The 21,652-nt window shown below is 33.4% G+C and carries 24 protein-coding genes and 1 tRNA gene; 22 read left to right on the forward strand and 3 right to left on the reverse strand.

Annotated elements, in window-relative coordinates; genetic code table 11:
- The first annotated feature begins 149 nt into the window (after positions 1-149).
- The 6 genes from ACLTBU_RS15970 (at position 150) to ACLTBU_RS15995 (ending at position 6,095) form a co-directional block, all read left to right on the forward strand.
- Positions 150-1,016: a DegV family protein gene (locus tag ACLTBU_RS15970; protein WP_412219915.1), complete on the forward strand. Its 867-nt coding sequence runs from the start codon at positions 150-152 to the stop codon at positions 1,014-1,016.
- Positions 1,017-1,184: 168 nt separating this feature from the next.
- A complete protein-coding gene (locus ACLTBU_RS15975) occupies positions 1,185-2,912 on the forward strand; it encodes an ABC transporter ATP-binding protein/permease (RefSeq protein ID WP_412219917.1) in 1,728 nt (575 codons plus the stop codon).
- A gap of 1 nt (position 2,913) precedes the next feature.
- Complete coding sequence (gene cydC, locus ACLTBU_RS15980) at positions 2,914-4,587, forward strand: thiol reductant ABC exporter subunit CydC (RefSeq protein ID WP_412219919.1); 1,674 nt, start codon at positions 2,914-2,916, stop codon at positions 4,585-4,587.
- 19 nt (positions 4,588-4,606) lie between these two features.
- The gene (locus ACLTBU_RS15985) at positions 4,607-4,981 is read left to right on the forward strand and encodes a YbaN family protein (protein WP_412219922.1); all 375 of its coding nucleotides are present in this window, start codon (positions 4,607-4,609) and stop codon (positions 4,979-4,981) included.
- Between the two features lie 334 nt (positions 4,982-5,315).
- Positions 5,316-5,822 (forward strand): peptidylprolyl isomerase, encoded by a 507-nt coding sequence (locus tag ACLTBU_RS15990; protein ID WP_412219945.1) that lies wholly within the window; start codon positions 5,316-5,318, stop codon positions 5,820-5,822.
- 84 nt (positions 5,823-5,906) lie between these two features.
- Positions 5,907-6,095 carry a hypothetical protein gene (locus ACLTBU_RS15995; RefSeq protein WP_412219923.1) on the forward strand — a complete coding sequence of 63 codons (189 nt, stop codon included), beginning with the start codon at positions 5,907-5,909 and terminating at the stop codon, positions 6,093-6,095.
- 13 nt (positions 6,096-6,108) lie between these two features.
- On the opposite strand, the gene ACLTBU_RS16000 is transcribed toward ACLTBU_RS15995, so the two are convergent.
- Entirely contained in the window at positions 6,109-7,197 is a 1,089-nt protein-coding gene (locus ACLTBU_RS16000; protein ID WP_412219925.1) for a helix-turn-helix domain-containing protein, read from the reverse strand.
- Between the two features lie 140 nt (positions 7,198-7,337).
- Between ACLTBU_RS16000 and ACLTBU_RS16005 the strand changes: the two genes are divergently transcribed.
- The 13 genes from ACLTBU_RS16005 to ACLTBU_RS16065 all read left to right on the forward strand — a co-directional run bounded on the left by ACLTBU_RS16005 (position 7,338) and on the right by ACLTBU_RS16065 (position 18,088).
- Positions 7,338-8,273 carry a metallophosphoesterase family protein gene (locus ACLTBU_RS16005; protein WP_412219928.1) on the forward strand — a complete coding sequence of 312 codons (936 nt, stop codon included), beginning with the start codon at positions 7,338-7,340 and terminating at the stop codon, positions 8,271-8,273.
- Positions 8,274-8,314: 41 nt separating this feature from the next.
- Positions 8,315-9,169, forward strand: coding sequence for a MurR/RpiR family transcriptional regulator (locus ACLTBU_RS16010; protein WP_412219930.1), 855 nt, complete (start codon positions 8,315-8,317; stop codon positions 9,167-9,169).
- A gap of 522 nt (positions 9,170-9,691) precedes the next feature.
- Positions 9,692-10,405 carry a GntR family transcriptional regulator gene (locus ACLTBU_RS16015; RefSeq protein ID WP_320650315.1) on the forward strand — a complete coding sequence of 238 codons (714 nt, stop codon included), beginning with the start codon at positions 9,692-9,694 and terminating at the stop codon, positions 10,403-10,405.
- A gap of 24 nt (positions 10,406-10,429) precedes the next feature.
- A complete protein-coding gene (locus tag ACLTBU_RS16020) occupies positions 10,430-11,233 on the forward strand; it encodes an HAD family hydrolase (RefSeq protein WP_320650316.1) in 804 nt (267 codons plus the stop codon).
- Positions 11,234-11,245: 12 nt separating this feature from the next.
- A complete protein-coding gene (locus tag ACLTBU_RS16025; protein ID WP_249333429.1) occupies positions 11,246-12,127 on the forward strand; it encodes a carbohydrate ABC transporter permease in 882 nt (293 codons plus the stop codon).
- Positions 12,124-12,948, forward strand: coding sequence for a carbohydrate ABC transporter permease (locus tag ACLTBU_RS16030; protein ID WP_320650317.1), 825 nt, complete (start codon positions 12,124-12,126; stop codon positions 12,946-12,948). Before ACLTBU_RS16025 ends, ACLTBU_RS16030 begins: the two co-directional genes overlap by 4 nt.
- A 26-nt stretch (positions 12,949-12,974) precedes the next feature.
- The gene (locus ACLTBU_RS16035; protein ID WP_412219933.1) at positions 12,975-14,345 is read left to right on the forward strand and encodes an extracellular solute-binding protein; all 1,371 of its coding nucleotides are present in this window, start codon (positions 12,975-12,977) and stop codon (positions 14,343-14,345) included.
- Between the two features lie 54 nt (positions 14,346-14,399).
- The gene (locus tag ACLTBU_RS16040) at positions 14,400-15,314 is read left to right on the forward strand and encodes a nucleoside hydrolase (RefSeq protein ID WP_412219935.1); all 915 of its coding nucleotides are present in this window, start codon (positions 14,400-14,402) and stop codon (positions 15,312-15,314) included.
- Positions 15,311-16,192, forward strand: a complete 882-nt coding sequence (locus ACLTBU_RS16045; RefSeq protein ID WP_412219936.1) for a sugar phosphate isomerase/epimerase family protein — start codon at positions 15,311-15,313, stop codon at positions 16,190-16,192. The genes ACLTBU_RS16040 and ACLTBU_RS16045 overlap by 4 nt, the downstream gene beginning before the upstream one ends.
- A 251-nt stretch (positions 16,193-16,443) precedes the next feature.
- The gene (locus ACLTBU_RS16050) at positions 16,444-16,788 is read left to right on the forward strand and encodes a hypothetical protein (RefSeq protein ID WP_412219938.1); all 345 of its coding nucleotides are present in this window, start codon (positions 16,444-16,446) and stop codon (positions 16,786-16,788) included.
- A gap of 155 nt (positions 16,789-16,943) precedes the next feature.
- A complete protein-coding gene (locus ACLTBU_RS16055; protein ID WP_320650322.1) occupies positions 16,944-17,513 on the forward strand; it encodes an InlB B-repeat-containing protein in 570 nt (189 codons plus the stop codon).
- A gap of 82 nt (positions 17,514-17,595) precedes the next feature.
- Positions 17,596-17,889: a hypothetical protein gene (locus tag ACLTBU_RS16060; RefSeq protein WP_249333422.1), complete on the forward strand. Its 294-nt coding sequence runs from the start codon at positions 17,596-17,598 to the stop codon at positions 17,887-17,889.
- A gap of 128 nt (positions 17,890-18,017) precedes the next feature.
- A tRNA-Gly gene (locus ACLTBU_RS16065) sits at positions 18,018-18,088 on the forward strand.
- A 203-nt stretch (positions 18,089-18,291) separates the two neighbouring features.
- Here the strand turns inward: ACLTBU_RS16065 and ACLTBU_RS16070 are convergent.
- Positions 18,292-19,446 carry a tyrosine-type recombinase/integrase gene (locus tag ACLTBU_RS16070; protein ID WP_412219940.1) on the reverse strand — a complete coding sequence of 385 codons (1,155 nt, stop codon included), beginning with the start codon at positions 19,444-19,446 and terminating at the stop codon, positions 18,292-18,294.
- Between the two features lie 37 nt (positions 19,447-19,483).
- A complete protein-coding gene (locus ACLTBU_RS16075; RefSeq protein WP_249333091.1) occupies positions 19,484-19,891 on the reverse strand; it encodes a helix-turn-helix domain-containing protein in 408 nt (135 codons plus the stop codon).
- Positions 19,892-20,148: 257 nt separating this feature from the next.
- Here ACLTBU_RS16075 and ACLTBU_RS16080 point away from each other — a divergent pair, with 257 nt between their 5' ends.
- The 3 genes from ACLTBU_RS16080 (at position 20,149) to ACLTBU_RS16090 (ending at position 21,523) form a co-directional block, all read left to right on the forward strand.
- Positions 20,149-20,391, forward strand: coding sequence for a helix-turn-helix domain-containing protein (locus ACLTBU_RS16080; RefSeq protein ID WP_249333090.1), 243 nt, complete (start codon positions 20,149-20,151; stop codon positions 20,389-20,391).
- Positions 20,392-20,512: 121 nt separating this feature from the next.
- Positions 20,513-20,902, forward strand: coding sequence for a hypothetical protein (locus ACLTBU_RS16085; protein ID WP_249333089.1), 390 nt, complete (start codon positions 20,513-20,515; stop codon positions 20,900-20,902).
- Positions 20,903-20,998: 96 nt separating this feature from the next.
- Positions 20,999-21,523, forward strand: a complete 525-nt coding sequence (locus ACLTBU_RS16090) for a host-nuclease inhibitor Gam family protein (protein ID WP_412219943.1) — start codon at positions 20,999-21,001, stop codon at positions 21,521-21,523.
- Positions 21,524-21,652 lie beyond the last annotated feature (129 nt).

Raw genomic sequence — 21,652 nt, forward strand, 5'->3', positions numbered from 1 at the left:
AAGAAGCTATTACATTATTTAAAGGTAATAGTTTCTTTTACAAAGCTATCAATAAAAATAATATAAAAACTTATATACTAAATGGTTTCAAAATAAAAACAGATAGAATAGCTTACAAGTATAAAAACAACATGGAGGATAGAGCGTGTATGAAAATTAAACTTATTACAGATTCAGCTTGTGATTTACCATTAGAATACATCCAAAATAATAGTATTGATGTAGCCTTCCTTGAAGTGAATGTAAAAGGAGAATTTATTCAAGATGACTTCGGCCAAACTATGCCACACAAACAGTTTTATGAATTACTCCGTCAAGGCGAACAGACAAGTACTTCACAAGTTAACATTCATACTTTTGAAGAAATTTTTGAGAAACATGTACAAGAAGGATATGCTGTTATTTACATAGGTCTTGCATCGGCTTTAAGTGGAACATTTAATAGTGCCATTGCAGCACGTATGAATGTATTAGAAAAGTATCCTAAAGCAGATATTTCTGTAATTGATTCAAAAAGTGCATCTCTAGGGGAAGGTTTACTTGTAACAAAAGCTTGTGAAATGATCAAGAGAGGTTGTAGCAAAGAAGAGATTGTAAACTGGGTAGAGGCAAATTGCAGTAAAGTCATTCATGCTATTACGGTAGATGACTTGAACTTCCTTAAAAGAGGTGGCCGTATATCTGCCGCAACAGCAGTGATTGGTGGCATGTTAGGTATTAAGCCAAGTATCAAGTTTGATAGTGAAGGGAAGGTAATACCAGGAGCTAAATTAAAGGGAAATAAAAACGCTCTTAGATATCTAGCGAATCAGGTAGTAGAAAAAGGTGTAGATTTAGAGAACCAAACAATCTTTATTTGTCATGCTGATGTAGAAGAAAATGCACAGATTTTAAAGGAAATGATTTTAGAAAAAGTTGCAGTTAAAGACGTTGTTATAAATTATATTGGTACAGTAATTGGCACACATGGTGGGCCAGGTGCTATGGCTGTGATGTTTTTAGGAACAGAAAGATAGTAGAAGTAGCAAAAAAGCACTCTCATTTTAAAAATGAGAGTGCTTTTTTGCATGTTAAGTAGAAAAAGTAATACATAACGCAATGTGAGATGCTTGACAAAACAAAAATGAGATATTATATTTACTGTTATTGATATTCATTATCAAAAAAGAAGGAGGGACAATAGTATGATGATTAACAAAAGGCTTATAAGCCTATGTGAGGAAAGTAAAAAATTTATTGGCCTTACAGTGCTTATGAATTGGATAGCGCTATTATGTAATATTATGATTATCCTGTTTGTAGGAGATTTTATTAATAGTATTTTACATAGAACACCTATAAAAGGAGCCAGCATGCTTTACTTAATAGGTTTATTGGCAATACGTTTTACAAGCAATTTATTATATGGAAAGTTTTCAGCACTTGCTTCAGAGCACACAAAAACAAAGTTAAGAGAGAGTGTGTATAAAAAGCTTTTAAAGCTTGGAATAGGATATGGGCAAGTAGAAAGTACAGCTTCACTTGTACAGGTAATGGTAGAAGGTGTTGAGCAGTTAGAGATTTATTTTGGTAGGTATTTACCTCAGCTTATTTATGCTTTGCTTGCACCTATTACGCTGTTTGTGGTGGTTATGACCATTTCATGGAAGGCAGCGACAGTACTACTTATTTGTGTACCACTTATACCTGTATCTATTATTGCGATTATGAAATTTGCTAAGCGTATTTTAAAGAAATACTGGAATAGCTATGCAAACTTAGGTGGGACATTCTTAGAAAACTTACAAGGCCTTACAACACTTAAAGTTTTTGATCAAGATGAACAGTACCATCAGAAGATGAATGAAGAAGCTGAAAACTTTAGGGTTATGACTATGAAAGTCCTTAGTATGCAGCTTAACTCTATTAATATTATGGATTTAGTAGCTTTTGGAGGTGCAGCAGCAGGAACGATCATTGCGCTTATGCAGTTTTCAAGAGGTGAGATTTTAGTGGGTGACCTACTTGTAATTATTTTACTTTCAGCAGAATTTTTCATCCCAATGCGTTTATTAGGTTCTTACTTCCATATTGCTATGAATGGCATGACAGCATCAGATAGAATTTTTAAGGTATTAGACAGTGAAGAGCGTATAGATGGTAAAAAAGAGACTAGGTTAAAAGACAATCCTATTGTATTAGAAAATATAGATTTTAGCTATGAAAAAGGAAGACAGATTTTAAAACAAGTCAATATGGAAATTACACCGGGAGGACTTACAGCTATCGTAGGAGAGAGTGGTAGTGGTAAAAGTACTGTAGCTTCCTTGCTACTAAGAAGTTATGATGTGCAAAAAGGTTGTATTTATTGGGGAGAGAGTAAGCTGTCTGATATAAGCTATGCATCACTTTATGAACAAATGAATTTAGTTTCAACAAATAGCTATATTTTCAATGGATCCATAAAAGATAATCTACTTATGGGTAATCCGAAAGCTACAGACTTAGATGTTAAAAATGCCTTAGAGCGTACAAAACTGATGAAATTTGTGGAAGGACTAGCGCAAGGCATTGATACACTGGTTGGTGAAGGTGGAGGACTTTTATCAGGAGGACAAAAACAAAGATTAGCTTTAGCAAGGGCTATATTAGCTGATAGAGAAGTTATGATCTTTGATGAAGCGACTTCTAATATTGATGTAGAAAGTGAAGAAGCTATTTGGGAAGTTATCTATGAACTTGCTAAAGAAAAGACTATTATTGTTATTTCACACCGTTTAGCTAATGTAAGAGAGGCTAAGAAGATTTATGTAATGAAAGAAGGACAAGTAGTAGAACAAGGAACACACGATGAGCTTTATAGAGCGAAACAAGTTTATTATAGCATGGTAGAGAAACAAAATGAATTAGAAACAATTAGGGAGGTGATTTAGTATGAAACGCCGATCAGGTTTAAGCATTATGAGAAGGTTAATCCTTGAACTAAGTACTTTAACACCTGTTATGATGATTACTATTAGCATGGGTGTACTAGGTTTCTTAGCAGCTATAGCTATCACTGTTTTTGGAGCAGTTGCTATAGGAGCTTTTATAGGAGAAATTACTTTTATAAGTTTTAAAGGGGCTCTTATTGTAATGGGGGTATGTGCTGTATTAAGGGGGCTTTTAAGATATGTGGAGCAGTTATCAGGTCACTATATTGCCTTTAAAATATTAGCTATATTAAGAGATAAGATCTTTACTGCCCTTAGAAAGCTGGCACCTGCTAAGTTAGAGGGTAAAGAAAAAGGAAATCTTATTTCAATGGTAACATCAGATATTGAGCTTTTAGAAGTTTTCTATGCTCATACTATAGCACCAATCTGCATTGCCATTATTACGAACAGTATTATCACCTATATTCTTTTTAGAATACACCCATCTTTCGGTTTAATCGGTGGTTTATTCTTTATTGCTGTAGGGCTTATTATTCCTTATGCTTCTTCAATCTATGGAAAAGCAGCAGGTGTACGTTATAGGCAGACTTTTGCTAAGACTAACAGTTACATACTTGACTCCTTAAGAGGACTAAAAGAAATTTTATTATTTAATAATAGTGAGGCACGTTTAAAGGCTGTTAACCACAGTTCTGAAGAGTTAAATAAGAGTCAAGCAAAGATTAAAGGGCATGAGGGGCTTGTAAGAGCGCTTTCAGACTTAATGGTTATGCTTGCTATTTTAACCACTGTATTTGTAGGAAGTGGGTTATACGAAAGTGGGGCTGTAAACTTTGCACAGTACCTAATTGCTATTGTTATTTTGGCAGCATCTTTTGGACCGGTAGTAGCTTTAAGTAATCTATCTAATACACTACTTCAGACTTTTGCCTGTGCAGAAAGGCTTTTTGACTTACTAGATGAAGTACCAGAAGTTCATGAGGTACCAGGTAATCAGCAAATTACAAGTAATGAGATTAGCTACAATCAAGTAAATTTTGAATATCCTAATAGAAGTGGTGTTCTATTAGAAGATGTTTCGATGACTATTAAAAAGGGCGATAAAATTGCTTTAATTGGTGAGAGTGGTATTGGAAAAAGTACCTTCGTTAAATTACTTATGCGCTTTTTTGATGTTACAAGTGGTAATATCCGTATTGAAGATAGAAATATTAAAGAAATTCCGACTAAGAGTTTGAGAAAAACTCAGACTTTAGTAAGTCAAGAAACTTATTTGTTTGATGAAACGATTGAACAAAATATTAAACTTGCAAAAGCTAATGCAACGAGAGAAGAAGTTATGGCTGCCGCTAAGAAGGCTTCTATCCATGATTTTATTGAGACCCTTCCTAGGGGCTACGACACAAGAGTAGGAGAGTTAGGGGGCAATGTATCTTCAGGTGAAAAACAACGTATTGGACTTGCAAGAGCATTCATAAGAGAGAGTGAAGTCTTAATTTTAGATGAGCCAACAAGTAATCTAGATACTTTAAATGAAGGTGAAATTCTTAAAGCTATTAAAGAAAATAGTAAGGATCAAACTATAGTTTTAATCTCACATAGAAAATCTACAACAGCGATTTGTGAAAAGACATATAAGATTCAAGATAGAAAAATTATATTAGAGGCATAGAAAATATGGGAGGTAACCTATGAAAGGAATCAAGAAAATCGCATATACTACAATTGGATTTATAAGTCTAATATTAGGCGTAATAGGTGTTATACTTCCCATATTGCCTACTACACCTTTTTTATTACTTACGTCTTTCTGTTTTCTAAGAAGCTCAGAGCGTATTAATGAGTGGTTTAAAGGCACTAAGATTTACAAAAAGCATTTACAAGATTTTGTAGAAGAAAAAGCCATGACTATGAAGCAAAAAATCATAATATTAGCTTTTTCTGAATCACTTATACTTATACCCTGTATATTGGTAGATAATCTGATGATGCGAATGACACTCGTAACGATTATGCTACTTAAGCTTTACTACTTTATGTTTAGGATTAGAACAATTAAAGAGTAATTAAGAAAATCCTTGTATAGTATATCAAGAGGCTATACAGGGATTTTTTGTATGAAAATTTAGGTATCTATAAGAAAAAAGACTACTTTACTAAACATAAGTTTGAAATATAAAGGTACATGGCTATAATAACTATAAAAGAGTTAATAAAATGGGTGAGAGATATAACGAATATAAAAGAGAAATGAGAGGAAAAGATATGAAACAAAAGAAAAGTTTACTAATTATGATGATAGTATGCATGAGTATACTGCTTGGGGGGTGTGCAAGCCCAAGTAGTAACGGATCGACAAATAGAGAAGTACAAGCGCTTCAAGAGCATCCAATTGTAACCATGAACATTAAAGACTATGGCACAGTTACCTTAGAGCTTTATCCAGAGAAGGCACCTAATACAGTCAATAACTTTGTTACATTAGCCAACAGTGGCTTTTATGATGGACTTACTTTCCATCGTATTATTGAAGGATTTATGATCCAAGGTGGAGATCCAGAAGGGATTGGGACAGGTGGACCAGGATATAGCATCCCAGGTGAATTTGCATCTAATGGCTATACAGAGAATGATTTAAAACACACTAAGGGAGTAATCTCTATGGCCAGAAGTCAATCTCCAGACTCTGCAGGTAGCCAGTTCTTTATTATGTCAGCAGATAGCCCACACTTAGATGATAAGTATGCAGCTTTTGGAGAAGTAACTTCAGGTATTGAGATTATAGAAGCAATTGAAAAAGTAGCAACGAACTCTATGGATAAGCCTTTAGAAAATGTTGTGATAGAAAGTATTACAGTAGATACAAATGGAGAAACAGTTCCAGAAGTTGTAAAGATAGGGCAATAAAATACAGTATATAATAGACGGTAGATTAATTGGTCTACCGTCTTAAGTTATTGAGCAATGAATAAAGATAAAGGAGACTACAACATGTATTTAACAGAATTAGAATGGCGAGGTTGGCATTTCTCTATAGAAGAAGATGCACAAATTTTTGGAAAAACTAAGGTGATAGCAGAGCGTGATGCTATAGAGGAAATTTTTTATACCACAGCAGATTATTTAAGTGAAGAGCTTTGTGAAGAATGGTACGAGCAGTATTTACATGTGTATGGATAATCTTTAATAGCACTTAAATAAGTTTTTCTATAAGTTGGACAAAACGTGAATCTTTGTTGAGTGGATCAAATAGACCTTGTGCTGTCAGCATATAGTAGAGGCGTTGACACTCATTTACTTCTCCATTATTAGGATAAGTATTCTTATCAAATTCACACAAGCTGATAAAAGGAGAAGTATAATGAGAGGAAGCAGGAAGATCATCATAACATTTAGCATGGAAGAAGGCTTGATTTAAATGGAGTAAACAGCTTTCTAGGTCGTGCTTAGCTAAATAAAGTTCCGCAAGCCTGCGGTGGTTTCTAGCAAGGCTACTATGGAAATAGAGGTAGTTTTCATCAGGAATGATAAGTTGATATAACTTATTAGAACTAAGTACAAAGTCTATTTTTTCATCAATACTTAAATGGGGAATATTCTTTCCTTTAGTGAAACTAAGGTGAATGAGTGTTTGAGCTGCAAGATCAGTCAATTTTAATAAATTAGTTTGTTGTTGTTTAATGCACGCCTCTCCTTCTAATAAATCTTCAAGTAAGCGTTCTTTACAAGAATCGAGAGAAGAAAAATGTTCTATTAATGTGAGGGCTTTATCCTTTTGATTAACAACAGGATAATACTTACAAAGCATAAGTGTTGCATGAAGTTTTAGGTTTAAATCACTACAGTCAGACAGGATAAGTTCATTAAGTTTAACAGCTTCGTCTAGATAATGGTTATCTAAAGCAAACTGATGATTTGCATCTAATCCTTCATAACAGGATATGAGTGAATCAGCTAGATCAGATAGAACAATATAATTTCTTGGATATTCTAAAAACATTTCTCTACATAAAGCAATACATTCTCTTATAGCACCCTTTCTTTTTAAGTCATCATATTGTGTTTTATAATCGGTAAATTTCTGAGTATGTGTATAGGTACTTAAAGAGAATAGCTCATCTGTAGAGACGTTAAAAAAGAGAGCAATAGTTGGAATAAGAGCAATATCTGGGTAACTTAATCCATTCTCCCATTTACTGATAGATTGTGCAGATACATTAAGATAGTCTGCTAGTTTTTCTTGGGTAAAATAACAATAACGCCATAAGTGTAAAGAAAACAACTAGAGGTTGAGAGAGTTAGCTAAGAGAAAAAAGAATTTTTTTCGAAAAAAATATTTATATTATAGAAAAATATTCACAAAATTATTTTGTTGTGTTAATATAAATATAAATTTTAAAAAATAAATATTGAGGGGATATTATGAGTCAGCAAACTAAATTTTTAGTTTTATCAGATTTACATCATGGTAATATTATGCCTGATTGTCAAAAAAGGTTAGAAAAGATTATTAGGATAGCCGAGCAAAATGAAGTAGATTTTATTGTTAATTTAGGAGATTTTGCATGGGCATGTGAGCAGAATAACTGGATTAGGGATATGTGGAATAACTTAGAAATACCTCATTATCTTATAGCAGGAAATCATGATTTTGATTCTAATGATAAGGAAACATTTAAGGAATTCTATAACTTAGAAAGTACCTATTATACCTTTGATCATAATCAGTTTCACTTTATTGCTCTCGATACTAATTATTATAGGTATGGAGAGAGGGACTATGATTATGCGTTTGGGAATTATTATCCATATGATAGAGAATATATTTCTAAGGAGCAGTTAGAGTGGCTAGAAGCAGATATCCATAGAAGTGATAAAATGTGTGTTTTATTAAGCCATGTAAGGCTTAACTATCCTAATACAAGTGGAGGCTGTGGGAATTATAAACAGCTCCATGAGCTCTTGCTAAGAATAAATGAGGAAGCAGGATGGAAAAAGGTATGCGTGGCTATTAATGGACACAATCATACAGACAGTTATCAGTGTTGGGATGGCATTCATCATATTGATATTAATAGTGCATCTAATGAATGGGTTGGAAGCGAATATGGACTGCTTGAACCTAATGAAGATTATGATGAAGAAGTACATAAATTACATCCTTATTTAAAGTATGTTATTCCTTATAAGGAACCGCTTTGTGCCATTATTACACTAGATGGTAAAAAGAGAAGATTAGAAGTAAAAGGGATGAAGACATCCTTTATAGGTCCTAGTCTAGAAGAACGTGGTCATAGTGGGACAGTGGGAGGGACACCTATTACGCCTATTATTTCTGATCTAGAGCTAACGATTTAAAAATCATGAAGATCTAAATAAAGTGCTAAAGGAAAATATAAATGAATGAAAAAATAAACTTAGCTTTAATAAAAAATGCATACCATACTTTGTCTAAAAAAGAAAAGCTAGTTATAGATTATATTCTAGAAAATAGTGAGAGGGTATTTTCTATGACTGTATCAGACCTAGCAAAGGAAGTAGGTGTAGCCGCATCAACTATTGTAAGACTATGTAAAAACCTAGGTTATTCAGGGTTTTCAGAATTTAAAATAGATTTTGTTAGAAACAGCCCTACGCAAGTGAATATATTAACACCTGTAATTAATGAACAAGACACTGATACTAAGGTGTTTGAGAAAGTGTTTGATTCGAGTATTCAAACCTTACAGGATACCTTAGCCATGATTAATAAGGTTGATATTGAAAAGGTGGTAAGTATATTAAAAGAGGCACAATCTATTCAATTCTATGGAGTGGGTACCTCAGCTCCCATTGCTATGGATGCCTACTACCGTTTTATGAGAATTGGATATAACACTTTTTATTCTGTTGATTCTCACATTATGAGGATTTCCGCTTCTAGATTAAGTGAATTAGATGTTGCTATAGGGATATCTCATTGCGGAAAAACTATAGATACAGTGGAAACGCTTAAGATTGCTAGGGAGAAGGGGGCAAAAACCATCGCTATTACAAGTAATGCAGGAAGTCCTATTTGTAATGAAGCAGATATTTGTCTTATTGCCTATTCAGATGAGATTAGATATCCCATTGAAGCTATTTCCTCTCGTTTAGCACATATTGCAATTCTGGATGCTATCTGTGTAGCATTATCTTTAAAATCTAAGGAGCGCACATCAGAATGTATTGATATGATGCATACGCTTTTTAAGCCAATGAGAACGAATAAATAATAGAGAATGAAAAGCTGGTAGCTATTATTGCCTTTGGAGTATGTGCGAGTACGTTGGCGTAGCTAGGGGGCTATCAAATACCTATTTGGTGTGTTACTTTATTACTTGCATTTACAGCAATGGCTATATCCGTTATTTCTATAGTGTGCATGATACTTTCTATAAATAATGAAGGAATGGTATCTAATGAAAGAGTAGAGAGGTAAAAGGTAATAGAGAAATTTAATAAGTCAGGATAAAAAATCTCCTTGCAGAAAAGAAGAGAGTCATAAACTACTTCATGTAGGGAGATTTTAATAGATTAAACTTAGCGTTTTAATAAGTAGAAGTGTTAACTTGACACTCCCTATTTACTAATGATATACTCGAGAAGGTAAAATATAATAGATAGTAAAAAAAATTTTTTTGAATTTATATGGCATGCCAGGTGGTGTTAAATGAGAGCTTGATATAAGAAAGCTCTATATATTTTAGATAAACTTGGCATGCCATGTAGAAGTTTTGATAAGAAAGGGGGATTACATGGCAGTATATAAATTAATACGTGAAGATATTGTTGAAGATATCTTAACGGGTATATATGAACCTGGAGAAATGATTAAAGGACAAGAAATCTATGCTAAGAAATTTAATGTAAGCCGTGCCACTGTACGTAAAGCTATTGATGAGCTAGTGGAGAAAAAAGTACTTTTTACTGTAAAGGGTAAAGGCACATTTGTAAGTGAACAAACTACAAGTAAGACAAGAAGTGGAAGAAAGCTTTCATTTAGTGAATCAGAACGTGTTAAAACACAAAAGCTAAGTTCAAAAATTATTGCACTTTTTGAGTGTAAGGCTAATAAGCGTATTGCAAGGCAGTTAGGTATAGAGCTAGATGCAACAGTAGTATGCCTTAAGAGGGTCCGTATGGTCAATGGTATTGCAGAGAACTATCAGATTAGTTACCTAAATAAAGAGCTGATTCAAAATATTGATTTTAGTAAAGAGGATATGAGTTCATCATTCTTATTTAAATTACTAAAGGAAAAAGCTGGCTTAGTACCGCAATACTCTGATGAAGAAGTGCGTGCAGTCATTTGTCCAGAAGATATAGCACCAGAACTTGGCATCTGCAGTGATGAACCTGTACTCTTTATCAGACGAACAACCTATAGCCAACAAGGCAGAGTAATGGAATATTGTGAGGACTATGAGTGCTCAGACATTAAAGGATTAAAGATCAGGACATTTGCGTAGACAGCATACATAGAGGAGAGGACAATGGATACTCAGTTAATCATTAGTGATGTAGATGGAACATTAATTGATCAGACAGAAGAAATATCTCAGGCATTTAATGAGCTTAGTGAAAAAGTGAAGGCTGAAAAGATTCCTTTTACAATTGCATCAGGAAGATGCTATAGCGAGTTAAAAGCTTTTATAGAACATTTTAATATTCAGTTGCCAGTTGTTGTTAATAACGGTGCTGGAGGCGTTCAAAATGGCAAATTAATTTGGAGTAACTTAGTGGATCCATTTATGGTAAAAGAAGCTATGTTATGTGCAGATCGTATGGATATGGTAGTCGTAACAAGTGATGGACTTACAGATACAGCTTATAGACATAATGCCTACATACAGAGACAAATTGAAAAGTTTGGAAGATACAATCGTTTTCATATTCCATTAGAGCATGAATGGGAAGATTTAAAAATACAAAAGTTATTATTAATTGACCCTGAGAAGCCAGGTCGAATTGATCAAGTATTAAAACATTTAGAACCGTATAAAGATCATTTAAATATCGTACAATATGATGCAAGGTCAGCAGATATTATGGCAAAAGATTCTAATAAGGCTATGGGTATTATTAATGTAGCCAAAGCACTTCAAATAGAGCTCGCAAATGTAATGGCTGTTGGGGATGCTCAAAACGATATTGAAATGATTAAACAGGTTGGACAAGGTGTAGCTGTTGCAAATGCCAAAGATGAACTTAAGCAACATGCAGATTATGTTTGTGAGAATAAAAATGCTGCGGGTGTTTTAGAAGCCGTGAATAAATTTTATGAGACAGCGATTTAAGGAGAGTCTAGAATGTTAAAGAAAAAGAAAGATAAGAAGTTCCTAAAAACAATGGAACCCTATCTATGGTTGTTACCAGCATTTATTTTGTTTGGTGCTTTTACATTTTATCCATTTATTGAAACGATTTTCAAGAGCTTTTTCATCGTGGATTCATTTGGAAATGTTAACCGATTTGTAGGACTTGAGAATTACATGTACATTCTTTCAGATGAGAAGTTTGTACAAGCTATATTTAATACAGTTTGGTTTGTACTCTTAACTGTACCAATATCAAAAGTGTTAGGTTTTTTACTTGCACTTCTTGCAAATAAAAAGCGTAAAACTTCTATATTTTATGAAACAAGTTTTGCTATACCAATGGCTATGGCGTCATCTGTTACAGCTATGATTTTCCAATTACTCTATGTACCTTCATTAGGATTTATCAATGGATTTTTTGGAATAGATGTACAGTGGTTAACAGATCCTAAAGTAGCACTTATAGCTATTGCTATTATACAAATCTGGTTATCAACAGGTTATGCTTTTATCTTTATGTTATCAGCCGTAAGAAGTGTACCAGATGATTTAATTGAAAGTGCTGATCTTGAGGGGGCAACACCTTTTAGAAAGTTAATCAGCATTTATTTACCGATTACATCCCCTACAATGTTTTATCTAATCATAACAGATTTAGCTTACAGTATGATGATGATGGGCTTAGTTAATATTCTTACAGACGGTGGTCCATTTGGTGCAACACAAACCATTATGCAGTATGTTTATAAACAACTTTCTGCAACAGGAAACTATACCAATGCTAACCCAGCAGCTATTATTGCCTTCGTTATGACCTTTATTGTAACGATGTTAGGTTTTGCTTGGGAGAAGAAAGGGGTACATTATCAGTGAGAACTAAGAAAATGAGCGACATTTTAATTCAGCTCCTATGTATCTTTTTAGCATTACTTATTCTATTTCCAATCTTTTATGCTTTTTCAGTATCTTTGATGGAGCAAAAGGATGTATTATCAAATCCACCTAATTTGCTGCCACCAACGATAACTTTTGAAAACTACGTAACAGCATTTACAAGAACAAGTTTAATGCGTTACATGTTTAACTCCTTTGTCATTGCTACAGTAGCAAGTATTTCAAGAGTAATTCTTGCAACCATGGCAGGATTTAGTTTTGCCTTCTTTGAATTTAGAGGTAAAAAAGTACTTTTTGCACTTACAATGGCTACGATTATGATCCCGCCAGATGTATTAATCGTTTCTAACTTCTCAACGATTTCTAAGTTAGGACTTATTAACACATATGTAGGGATGTGCTCAATCTTCCTTGTATCTGCAGCAAATATTTTCCTTATGAGACAAAGTTTCTTAACTTTCTCTAAGTCTTTAAAAGAAGCAGCACATATGGATGGGTGTGGTAACGTAAGATTCTTCTTTACAGTACTACTTCCAGTATCCAAACCAATTTTAGTAACAGTCTTTATTTCATCATTTGTCAATGTGTGGAATCAATATGTATGGCCAATGCTTGTAACAAACCAAAATGAAATGAGAACCATTCAGGTTGGTATTACAATGCTTAAAGATAGAGAATCAGCAATATTTGGACCTGTTATGGCAGGTGTAGTTATTACCTTAATTCCAACAGTACTTGTATTTGTTCTTTTCCAAAGAAAGATTGTATCAGGTATGATGTCAGGTGCTGTTAAAGAATAGAATATAAAAAGAAAGGGTAAGTCAAAATGAAACTAAAGAAATTAATTGCTATGGGACTTGCAACAACTATGCTACTTGCAACAACAGCTTGCGCAAATGGTGAGGCAAATGAAACGCCTGCTCCAGATGCTGCGCCAAACGGAGCAACACAAATTACTTACTGGCACTCAATGGATGGTGTATTTGGAGAGATTGTTAATAAACAAGTAGAAGCTTTCAATAGTACAATCGGCCAAGAAAAAAATATCGTGGTTACACCAGTATTTCAAAACTGGCCAGGAACAGAAGCATTAACAGCTGCTATGTCAACAGATGATGTGAAAAACATGCCAGATGTTATTCAGCTTTATGGTGAAAGTGTAAGCTTAATCCGTGACTATAAACGTACAGTATGGGCTGAAGATTATATTACATCAGCTGATTCTAAAGTAAAAAAAGAAGATTTAATTCCTAATACGATTTCTTCACATTCTATCGAAGGTAAAATGATTGGCGTACCTTATACTTCATCAGCATTAATGATGTACTATAACAAAACATACTTTGACCAAGCTGGTATTACAGATGTGCCAACAACGATTGCACAGATGGCTGAAATCATGCCAACACTTGTTGAGAAAACAGATGCTGAATATGGTCTTAACGTAAGAGTTGACCAATTTGAACTTGAAAACTGGATTGCTACACAAGGTACAGAGGGTAGCTATTTTGGTAACAATGAAAGTGGTCATAATGGACATATGACAGAGCTTGAAGCAGATAAAAATGGTACACTTATGAACTTCTTAACAGAATGGGAAAAAGTAGTAGGTTCAGGCGCTTATAAAGCAACTCGTGATAGTATTAATGAAGAATTCGCAGCAGGTATGCATGCAATGGTTATTATGACAAGCTCACGTATTCAAACAATTGCTGATTTAGTAGGCGATAAATTTGAATGGGGAGTTGCACCAATCCCAACAGTAAGTGGCGAAGATGTAGGTGGGGCTTACCCAAGTGGTTCAGGTCTTTATATGTTAGATAGAGATGACGAAGCTAAAAAAGCTGCTGCATGGGAATTCGTACAATTTATGATTTCACCAGAAGCACAAGTAATGTGGTTAGATGGAACAGGTTATGTACCAGTTAATACAAAAACAGTAGAACTTGATGCTTATAAAGCAGCTATTGAAAAAGAGCCACGTCTTAACGCACCACTTGAAACATTACAAAATACACCAGCAACAGTTGTACCAGCCTTCTGTCCAAACTCAAGTACAGTAGGTTCAGTTATCAAAGATGCTATGATGGCATTTGGTACAGGTGCAGCAAACAAAGATCAAACTTATACAGCGATTGTAGATGGTATTACACAAGCTATGAATGATTACTATCGTGCAAATCCAATTAATCAATAAAAATTCTAGATACAAGTGCTTATGCACTTGTATCTATTAGTTTAAGGGAAAATTATGAAAAAAATACTAATTGATTGTGATCCGGGAACAGATGATGCGTTAGCTATTATGTTAGCAGCTTACTCGGAGGAAATAGAGGTTTTAGGTATTACAACCGTGGCAGGGAATGCAAGGCATACAGTATGTGCACAAAATGCATTAAGGATTTTGGAACTATGCCATAAAACACATATTCCTGTCTATGAAGGGGCACATGCACCACTTAAACGTACCCTTAATTTTTCAGATACGTATTGTGGAGTAGATGGACTAGGTGAAAGTAAGTTACCAAAACCAATCACTAAAGTACAAGATCAAAATGCCATTGACTTTATAATAGAGGTCGTGAGCAAATATAAAAATTTACAGATTGTTTCTATTGCACCAATGACAAATCTTGCACAGGCTATTCAAAAAGCACCACATGTAGATTGGAGCAAGGTAAGCATAGTAACAATGGCGGGCTATTATAAAATTTTAGGTGATAAGTTTGTAGGGCGTCCACGTTGTGAGTGGAATGTGCTTGTCGACCCTGAAGCATTTGAAATTGTTATCCAGTCAGGGATACAGTTTAAAGCACTAGGTTTAGATGTAACAGCTCAGTTGCAAAATGAAATGATAGAGGAAATATTAAAAGAAGCATCTCATAGTTCAAGACTTCAGTTCTTAAAAGATGCTATAGACTTTAATCTTAGAAAAGGATTAAAGCCATACAGCCTTTTAGTAGACGCTATGCCAATGGCCTATATGATTGATGAGACCATAGCTGAATTTGAAAGTGGACGTATTGAAATTGACTGTGAGAGCCCACTTGGTGAGGATACGATTACATTTGAATTACATCCAGACCACGCTAACTTACAAATCGCTAAATCATTTAACTTTAAGAAATATATCCAGTTACTAAGAGAGAGGGTGTTTTTTGCATGAGACTAGCAACATCATCAAATATTGTATGTGAGCGTCCAAATGGTGAAGTATTTACACTAGAGAAGACATTACAATTAGCAAGTAAAGCGGGCTTTGATCGTTTTGATATTAGTTTTTATGACTGGTCACTCCCACATTCACCGTTTATAACAGATAAGTGGGAAGCTTGGATTCATTCAGTAGCTAATGAGGCTGCAAGACTAGGTGTACAATTTGGGCAATGCCATGCATATACTTTTAATTTCCTTGATCATAAGCTTTCAGAAGAGGCTTATAAATATCATCAAGAGCTTGTAGAAAGATCTCTTTACTGTTGTCATATACTAGGTTCAAAACTTTGTGTAACTCATCCTGATACAGATTTTACAAGTTCTACTCTAGTAAAAACTTCAAGAGAAAAAAACATAGGGTATTTTAAAAATCTTTTAGAAATCAGCTCAAAATATGATATGGAATTAGCTGTAGAGAATATGGTAGACTTTGGTATTAAACCACATAGAAAATTTGGTGTCACAACAGAAGAGTTAGTAGACTTTGTAGAGGCCTTTAATGATAGCCGTATGGGCATTTGCTGGGACTTTGAACATGCAGATATTATGCAGCAAGATCAAGTTAAATCTTTACTTCATATTGCACCATATCTTAAAGCAACGCATGTATCGGATACACATAGTGCAACAGATCATGATTTAATGCATGTCATGCCTCTATTTGGTAAGATAGATTGGAAAGCAGTTGTCAGTACTTTAAAACAAATTGACTACAAAGGTGATTTCTGTTTTGAAGCCCATAACTATGCTAATAGACTACCAGATGAACTTATAGAGACTGCACTTCGCTTAAGTTTTGAAATCGGACAGTATTTAATGAAACTTTAATAGACTTTCTAAAACTAGGTCATACTAATACCAAATATTTTGGAAGAGGAGATGACCATGACAGAAGGTCAAGCAAAAACTTATAGCAGTGTACTAAAGGAACGTTTTGTAAAATTACTAGAAAAAAGAATCGATAACATGTTATAATAAATAAAATAGTACTCATCATATCTTTGGTATTTCTCAAATATACAAGTTATGATGAGTCTTTTTATATAGAGGAAGTCACTTAGAAAGAAAGAGGACAAAGAATGGAATTAGCCAAAGTATATGAACAATATAGAAGTTTAAATAATCAGTTACAAACATATTTAGAGAAGTTTATTGCAACAGAAGAGGTGACTTGTGACCAAATTAAACCGACATTGGAAGATGTACAAGACGGTATAGAGCATCTGCTTAATCGCACAAGTGAACTCACAGTAGATGAAGCACATGAAGGAGACTTAAAAGACCTTAAGTATTTAATAACAGATACGCTATTTCTATTAATGGACTTAATCAATTTTTGCAATCATAATGAATTAGGTAGATGTCAAATGCGCGCTATTAATTACTTAGGGAAAAGAAAACGTGTAGAGGTATTTGGACAATAAATAAGTGTATAGGGTATATGTTCGCTTAAAGTAAGGTGACATATACCTAATTTTTTATTAGATTTTTATAAAAGAGGAAGCAAATAAATAATTTTTTTAAGAGAATGAGGTATCCTAAAATAAGTATATAAATGAATTTAAAGGAGTGAGAGAAAATGAAATATAAAAGAATGTCATTGATTATAATTATTTTTTTACTCAGCCTATTTTCTCTATATAGTTATGGTAATGAGGTTAAACCCTCTCTTAATATTATCCCTTCTGAAATAACTTTAAATAAGGGCCAAAGTCAGCAATTTATAGCTTTATTAGGGGAAGAACAGGGGCAACTAAGTAGAAGGATAGATTGGCGTGTGGATGGTGTACAAGGCAATACAAGTATAGATCACACAGGTGTGTTATCAGTAGGAGAAAATGAGACAAGCCCTATTCTCATAGTTACAGCTACATTTAAAGAAGAAGTAAGTCGATTTGGAAGAGCTATTGTGCATGTTATAGACAATAAAGTTTCTCAGCAATATACACTTACCGTTATAAATGGAACAGGAAGTGGTCGATATGATCCTAATATACAAGTTCTGATTACAGCTCATGTGCCAGAAGGTAAAGTATTTGATCATTGGGAAGCCTCTAAAGGTAGTATAGAGAATCTAAGAGCTTCTCAAACACTTTTTACAATGCCACAAGAAGACACAATGGTTATAGCTTATTTTAGAGATCTCTAGGCTAAGTATTTTAAAGTACAGGCATAAAAATGATGCTTTGTAGAATAATAACTTTAAAATACTTAAGAAGGAGTACAGATACATGAGTCAATTACATTTTCCAGTAACATATGAAGGTAGCCATGGTGAAAAAGTAGAGAAAGAAATTACACTCGATAGTGAAAAGTATAAAAAGTATTATCAAGATGAGTACTTTCAATTAATGCAAGAATATCCACCAGATCAAGCAGAAACACATATTCTACCCGTTAAGAAAAATTATATTCAAAAAGAAGTGAGTCAGGCTTTTGGTAATGAAAAAGAGGTGGCTTATGATATTGCAGAAATGATTAATGCTTTAGATAGAGAAGTGAAAGGCGTTCAAAATGAGACCTGATAAGTAAATAGAAGGTATAACAAAATTTTAATTTTGTTATACCTTCTATTTTGATTTAAAAAATAAATAAAATTTTTAAAATATATTGAAATAATATAAAAAAAGCATATAATAAAAGTATGGACTAAGCGGGTGTGGTACAATGGTAGAACATCAGCTTCCCAAGCTGAGGACGCGGGTCCGATTCCCGTCATCCGCTCTTAGTATGTAGTAAGGCTTAGGCTTTGATTGAAAAGGCCTAAGCTGTTTTTTTGTGAATGAAATAATTTAGTTTTTATTCTCTTTTTGTTGCGTAATTTTGAGGTATTCTAAAAAAAAGTGAGTTACAAAATGAGTTACGCAAATATACTATAAAGGATAGGAAAAATAAGGGAAACAGATACTGAAAATAAGAGAATAAAATTAAAATGAGTTATACATAATTTCATTAAAGATAGACTCTTGTCTTTGAGCAGAAACTTTTAAACTATCTTCAAGAACATGAGCGTAGACATTTAAAGTTGTTTCAACATCAGCATGACCTAAAAGAGTTTGGACAGTTTTTATATTTTCTCCAGCTTCTAGTAATCTTGTTGCAAAAGTATGTCTTAAAGCATGAAAACGTATAGGTGATATATTGGCATTTTTACAGATACGTTTGTGATATGTTGAAAGATTACGTGCTTGCAGGCATTTCCCAGTGGATGTTTGGAAGACATATTGTCTGTTTAAATCACTAGATTGTATATGAGATTTATACTTATGAAATTCATCTAATAGAAAGGCTGGTAGAGGAAGGTCACGACTACCTGATTTTGATTTGGGAAGTTTGGTGACAATTTGGTTACTATAGGTTCCATCAGGAAGATAAACACGAGACCTTTTGACACTTTCTTTAATTTTGATAATTCCTAATTCAAGGTTGACATTTTCCCATTTTAAAGCAATTAATTCACCTTGACGCATACCAGTAAAAAGTGCAGTTAAAAAGAGTAAACGATACTTTTCAGGTTCGGTGGCAAGAATATAACGTCTTTGTTCTTCTTTGCTTAGGATTTCAATAGGTGCAGTAGGCTTATTTTTATTAGGAATAATAACTCCTTTAACAGGATTCATACGAATTAGATTATTACTAAGTGCAGCATTAAATGAAGATAAAAGTATTAGATAAAATTTCCTAAGTGCCGTATGAGACAGATGAGGATATAAGTTAAGAAATTCTTGGATGTGCAGTTGTTTAACTGCTGAAATTTGCATAGCTCCAAGTTTAGAATTTTTAATGTAATTATTATATATACCTGTGTACAGTTCAAAGGTACTAGGTGATAACATATGAATTTTAGTTGTAAATAAATGTTTGTATGTCCATTCTGATACAGTATAGCTATTTTTTGAAAGGATTGTACCTAATTGATCTATATCCCTGTTAAGCTGTTTAATTTTTTCCACAACAATAGGTCTAGTTTTTCCATAAACGGGCACACGTTTGCCATCAGGTGCAATGATTTGTCCCCTCCAACCATACTGTTTTCTATTTCCATCCTTATCTTTTTTATAGTATTTACTTATTGATGCCATAATTAGCCCCCTCTTGATGTCTAGATAGCCACAGTGGCTATTCTTTTCGTTTTTGTAATAATTCTAGATAGGCTTTTAAAAGAGCCATATCATTTTCATTGAGGTCAATAAGTTCTACATCTGAAAAAAGTCGCTTTAGCTTACCAATAGAATCAAAGAGCTTTGCCTCATCAGCTAGTTTTTTTACATTATATTTTTTATTCCATTCATCGAATTTATCTTTTTGTTCAGTAAGGCCAGCTAAATAATCTATGCTGACATTAAAATATTCTGATATAGGGGTAAGCATTTTAATAGTAGGGCTAGAGCCTGAAACCCATCTATTAACACTTCCATTTCCCAGACCACATCTTTTTTCGAGTTCCTGAACTGTAATATCTTTTTCTTTACAAAGGTCTTTAATAATAAGTCCTGTATTTTTTATATTATTTTCTCTTTTGTTCATTTGTGTTCACTCCTATTAATTTCCATTAGTCTTTTTTCGAAGTATTTATTGACTATTAGATAATAAAATAATATATTGGTATTCGTCAAGTGAAAAAACGAAATTTACTTGACTGAATGATAGCTAAAATAATGCTATAACCTTATAAAGTACTAATTATTATATGGGAAAAGATTTATTTTACTCATGAATAGTTATCTTTTAAAGGAATAGGGTATAAGTTTTAGTGAAAACAGATAGAAAGGATAATGAGAATAATGACAAACAAAGAATTACAAAATGTAGTACATGAGTTAATAGGAAGGGTAGAGGAACTTGAAAAAAGAACATTGGGACTAAACAAGGCACTTTATTCTGTGCAAGAGGTAGCAGAAATTTTAGGAGTTACACGTGAGGCAGTCTACTGCATGATTAAAAGAGGAGAGCTTCCAGCTATAAAATTTGGAACCACTAAGATAAGAGCTGTTGATATTGCTGAAGTTATGGGGTATGGTGTATAGATTCCCATATATTGCGTAAAGAAAAAATATTACAGGTATGATATAGTATTAAATGTGAAAAAAAGTGAATTATTTTGTATAACTTATTAATAATACATCAAATAGAATAAGGGGATGGCACATGAGTAAATTATGTAGAGCACTAGAACCTATGAAAAAGAGAGTAGTGCCCTATGGTTTCTATAACGTAAAAGTAGATAAGATGCATTTGAAGGAAACAAAAGAAGGTGATCCAGTATTCTCAGCTTGGTTTAAAATTATAGAAGGTGACTTTGCAGAGTCTATTATTCCATATGAGAAACAGCTAACGCATGGTTTTTGGATTCATCAAGCATGTGAGTTAATGAGAAGTCTAAAGAGTGGATTGGATATATGTTTTCAAGATTATGAACAGTTTAGTACGCTTATGAATAAGGTATTTAAAAATATTTGTGATAGTAACATGGAATATCTATTGAAGTATCAGGGTAGTGATGAGAGAGAAGAATATGAGGTAAAGAATGCATGTTAACGAGAAAGAGAGAAAGAAAGAATTTTTTTTGTGCAACAATTAGACTATAAAATAATTATTAATTTAAAAACTAAAAATATAAAAGGAAAGAATCGAATGGCTAAGAAAGTAATTGAAGTAGATGAAACAATTGTTCAAATGAAAGTAGAAATGAATAAGTTATTAGAAGAAATAAAAGAACTTGATTATAAATTAGCTGAACTTAGAGAGATGTTTATTTTACAAAGTGAGGAGCTGACCAATAAGTTTGAGGAAAGACAGCTAAGTTTGAATAATAAACGAGATTATTTAAGAACGCAGCTTAAATTTTTATTTGAACAAGTACCACAACATGAGACAAAGACAATGAAAAAGGTAGAACTCCTTAGTGGGGATGTGATTGTTAAAAAGGCTAAAGAAGACTTTGAAAAGGATACAGAGAAGCTTATAGAGTGGGCACAGGCCAATCAAAGAGAAGAGCTTCTGAGTAAAAAAGAAGTATTGAGTTTTAAGTGGGCAGACTTTAAAAAGTCGTTACTACCTACAGATGATGGGATTGTAGATGTCAATACAGGAGAAATCCTTAATATAAAAGGGCTTAACACAATTATGAAATCAGAAGAGCTAGAAATTAAATATTAGAAGGAGTAAGAAAGATGGCAAAAGCAATTTGTATTATAGGTGAATCAGGTGCTGGTAAAACCACATCACTAAGAAATTTAGACCCAAAGGAAACTTATTATATTGATGCAGATAAAAAGGGAAGTGCAT

Origin of the sequence: Zhenhengia sp., assembly GCF_046966505.1 — a bacterium.
Lineage (GTDB): Bacteria > Bacillota > Clostridia > Lachnospirales > Cellulosilyticaceae > Zhenhengia > Zhenhengia yiwuensis.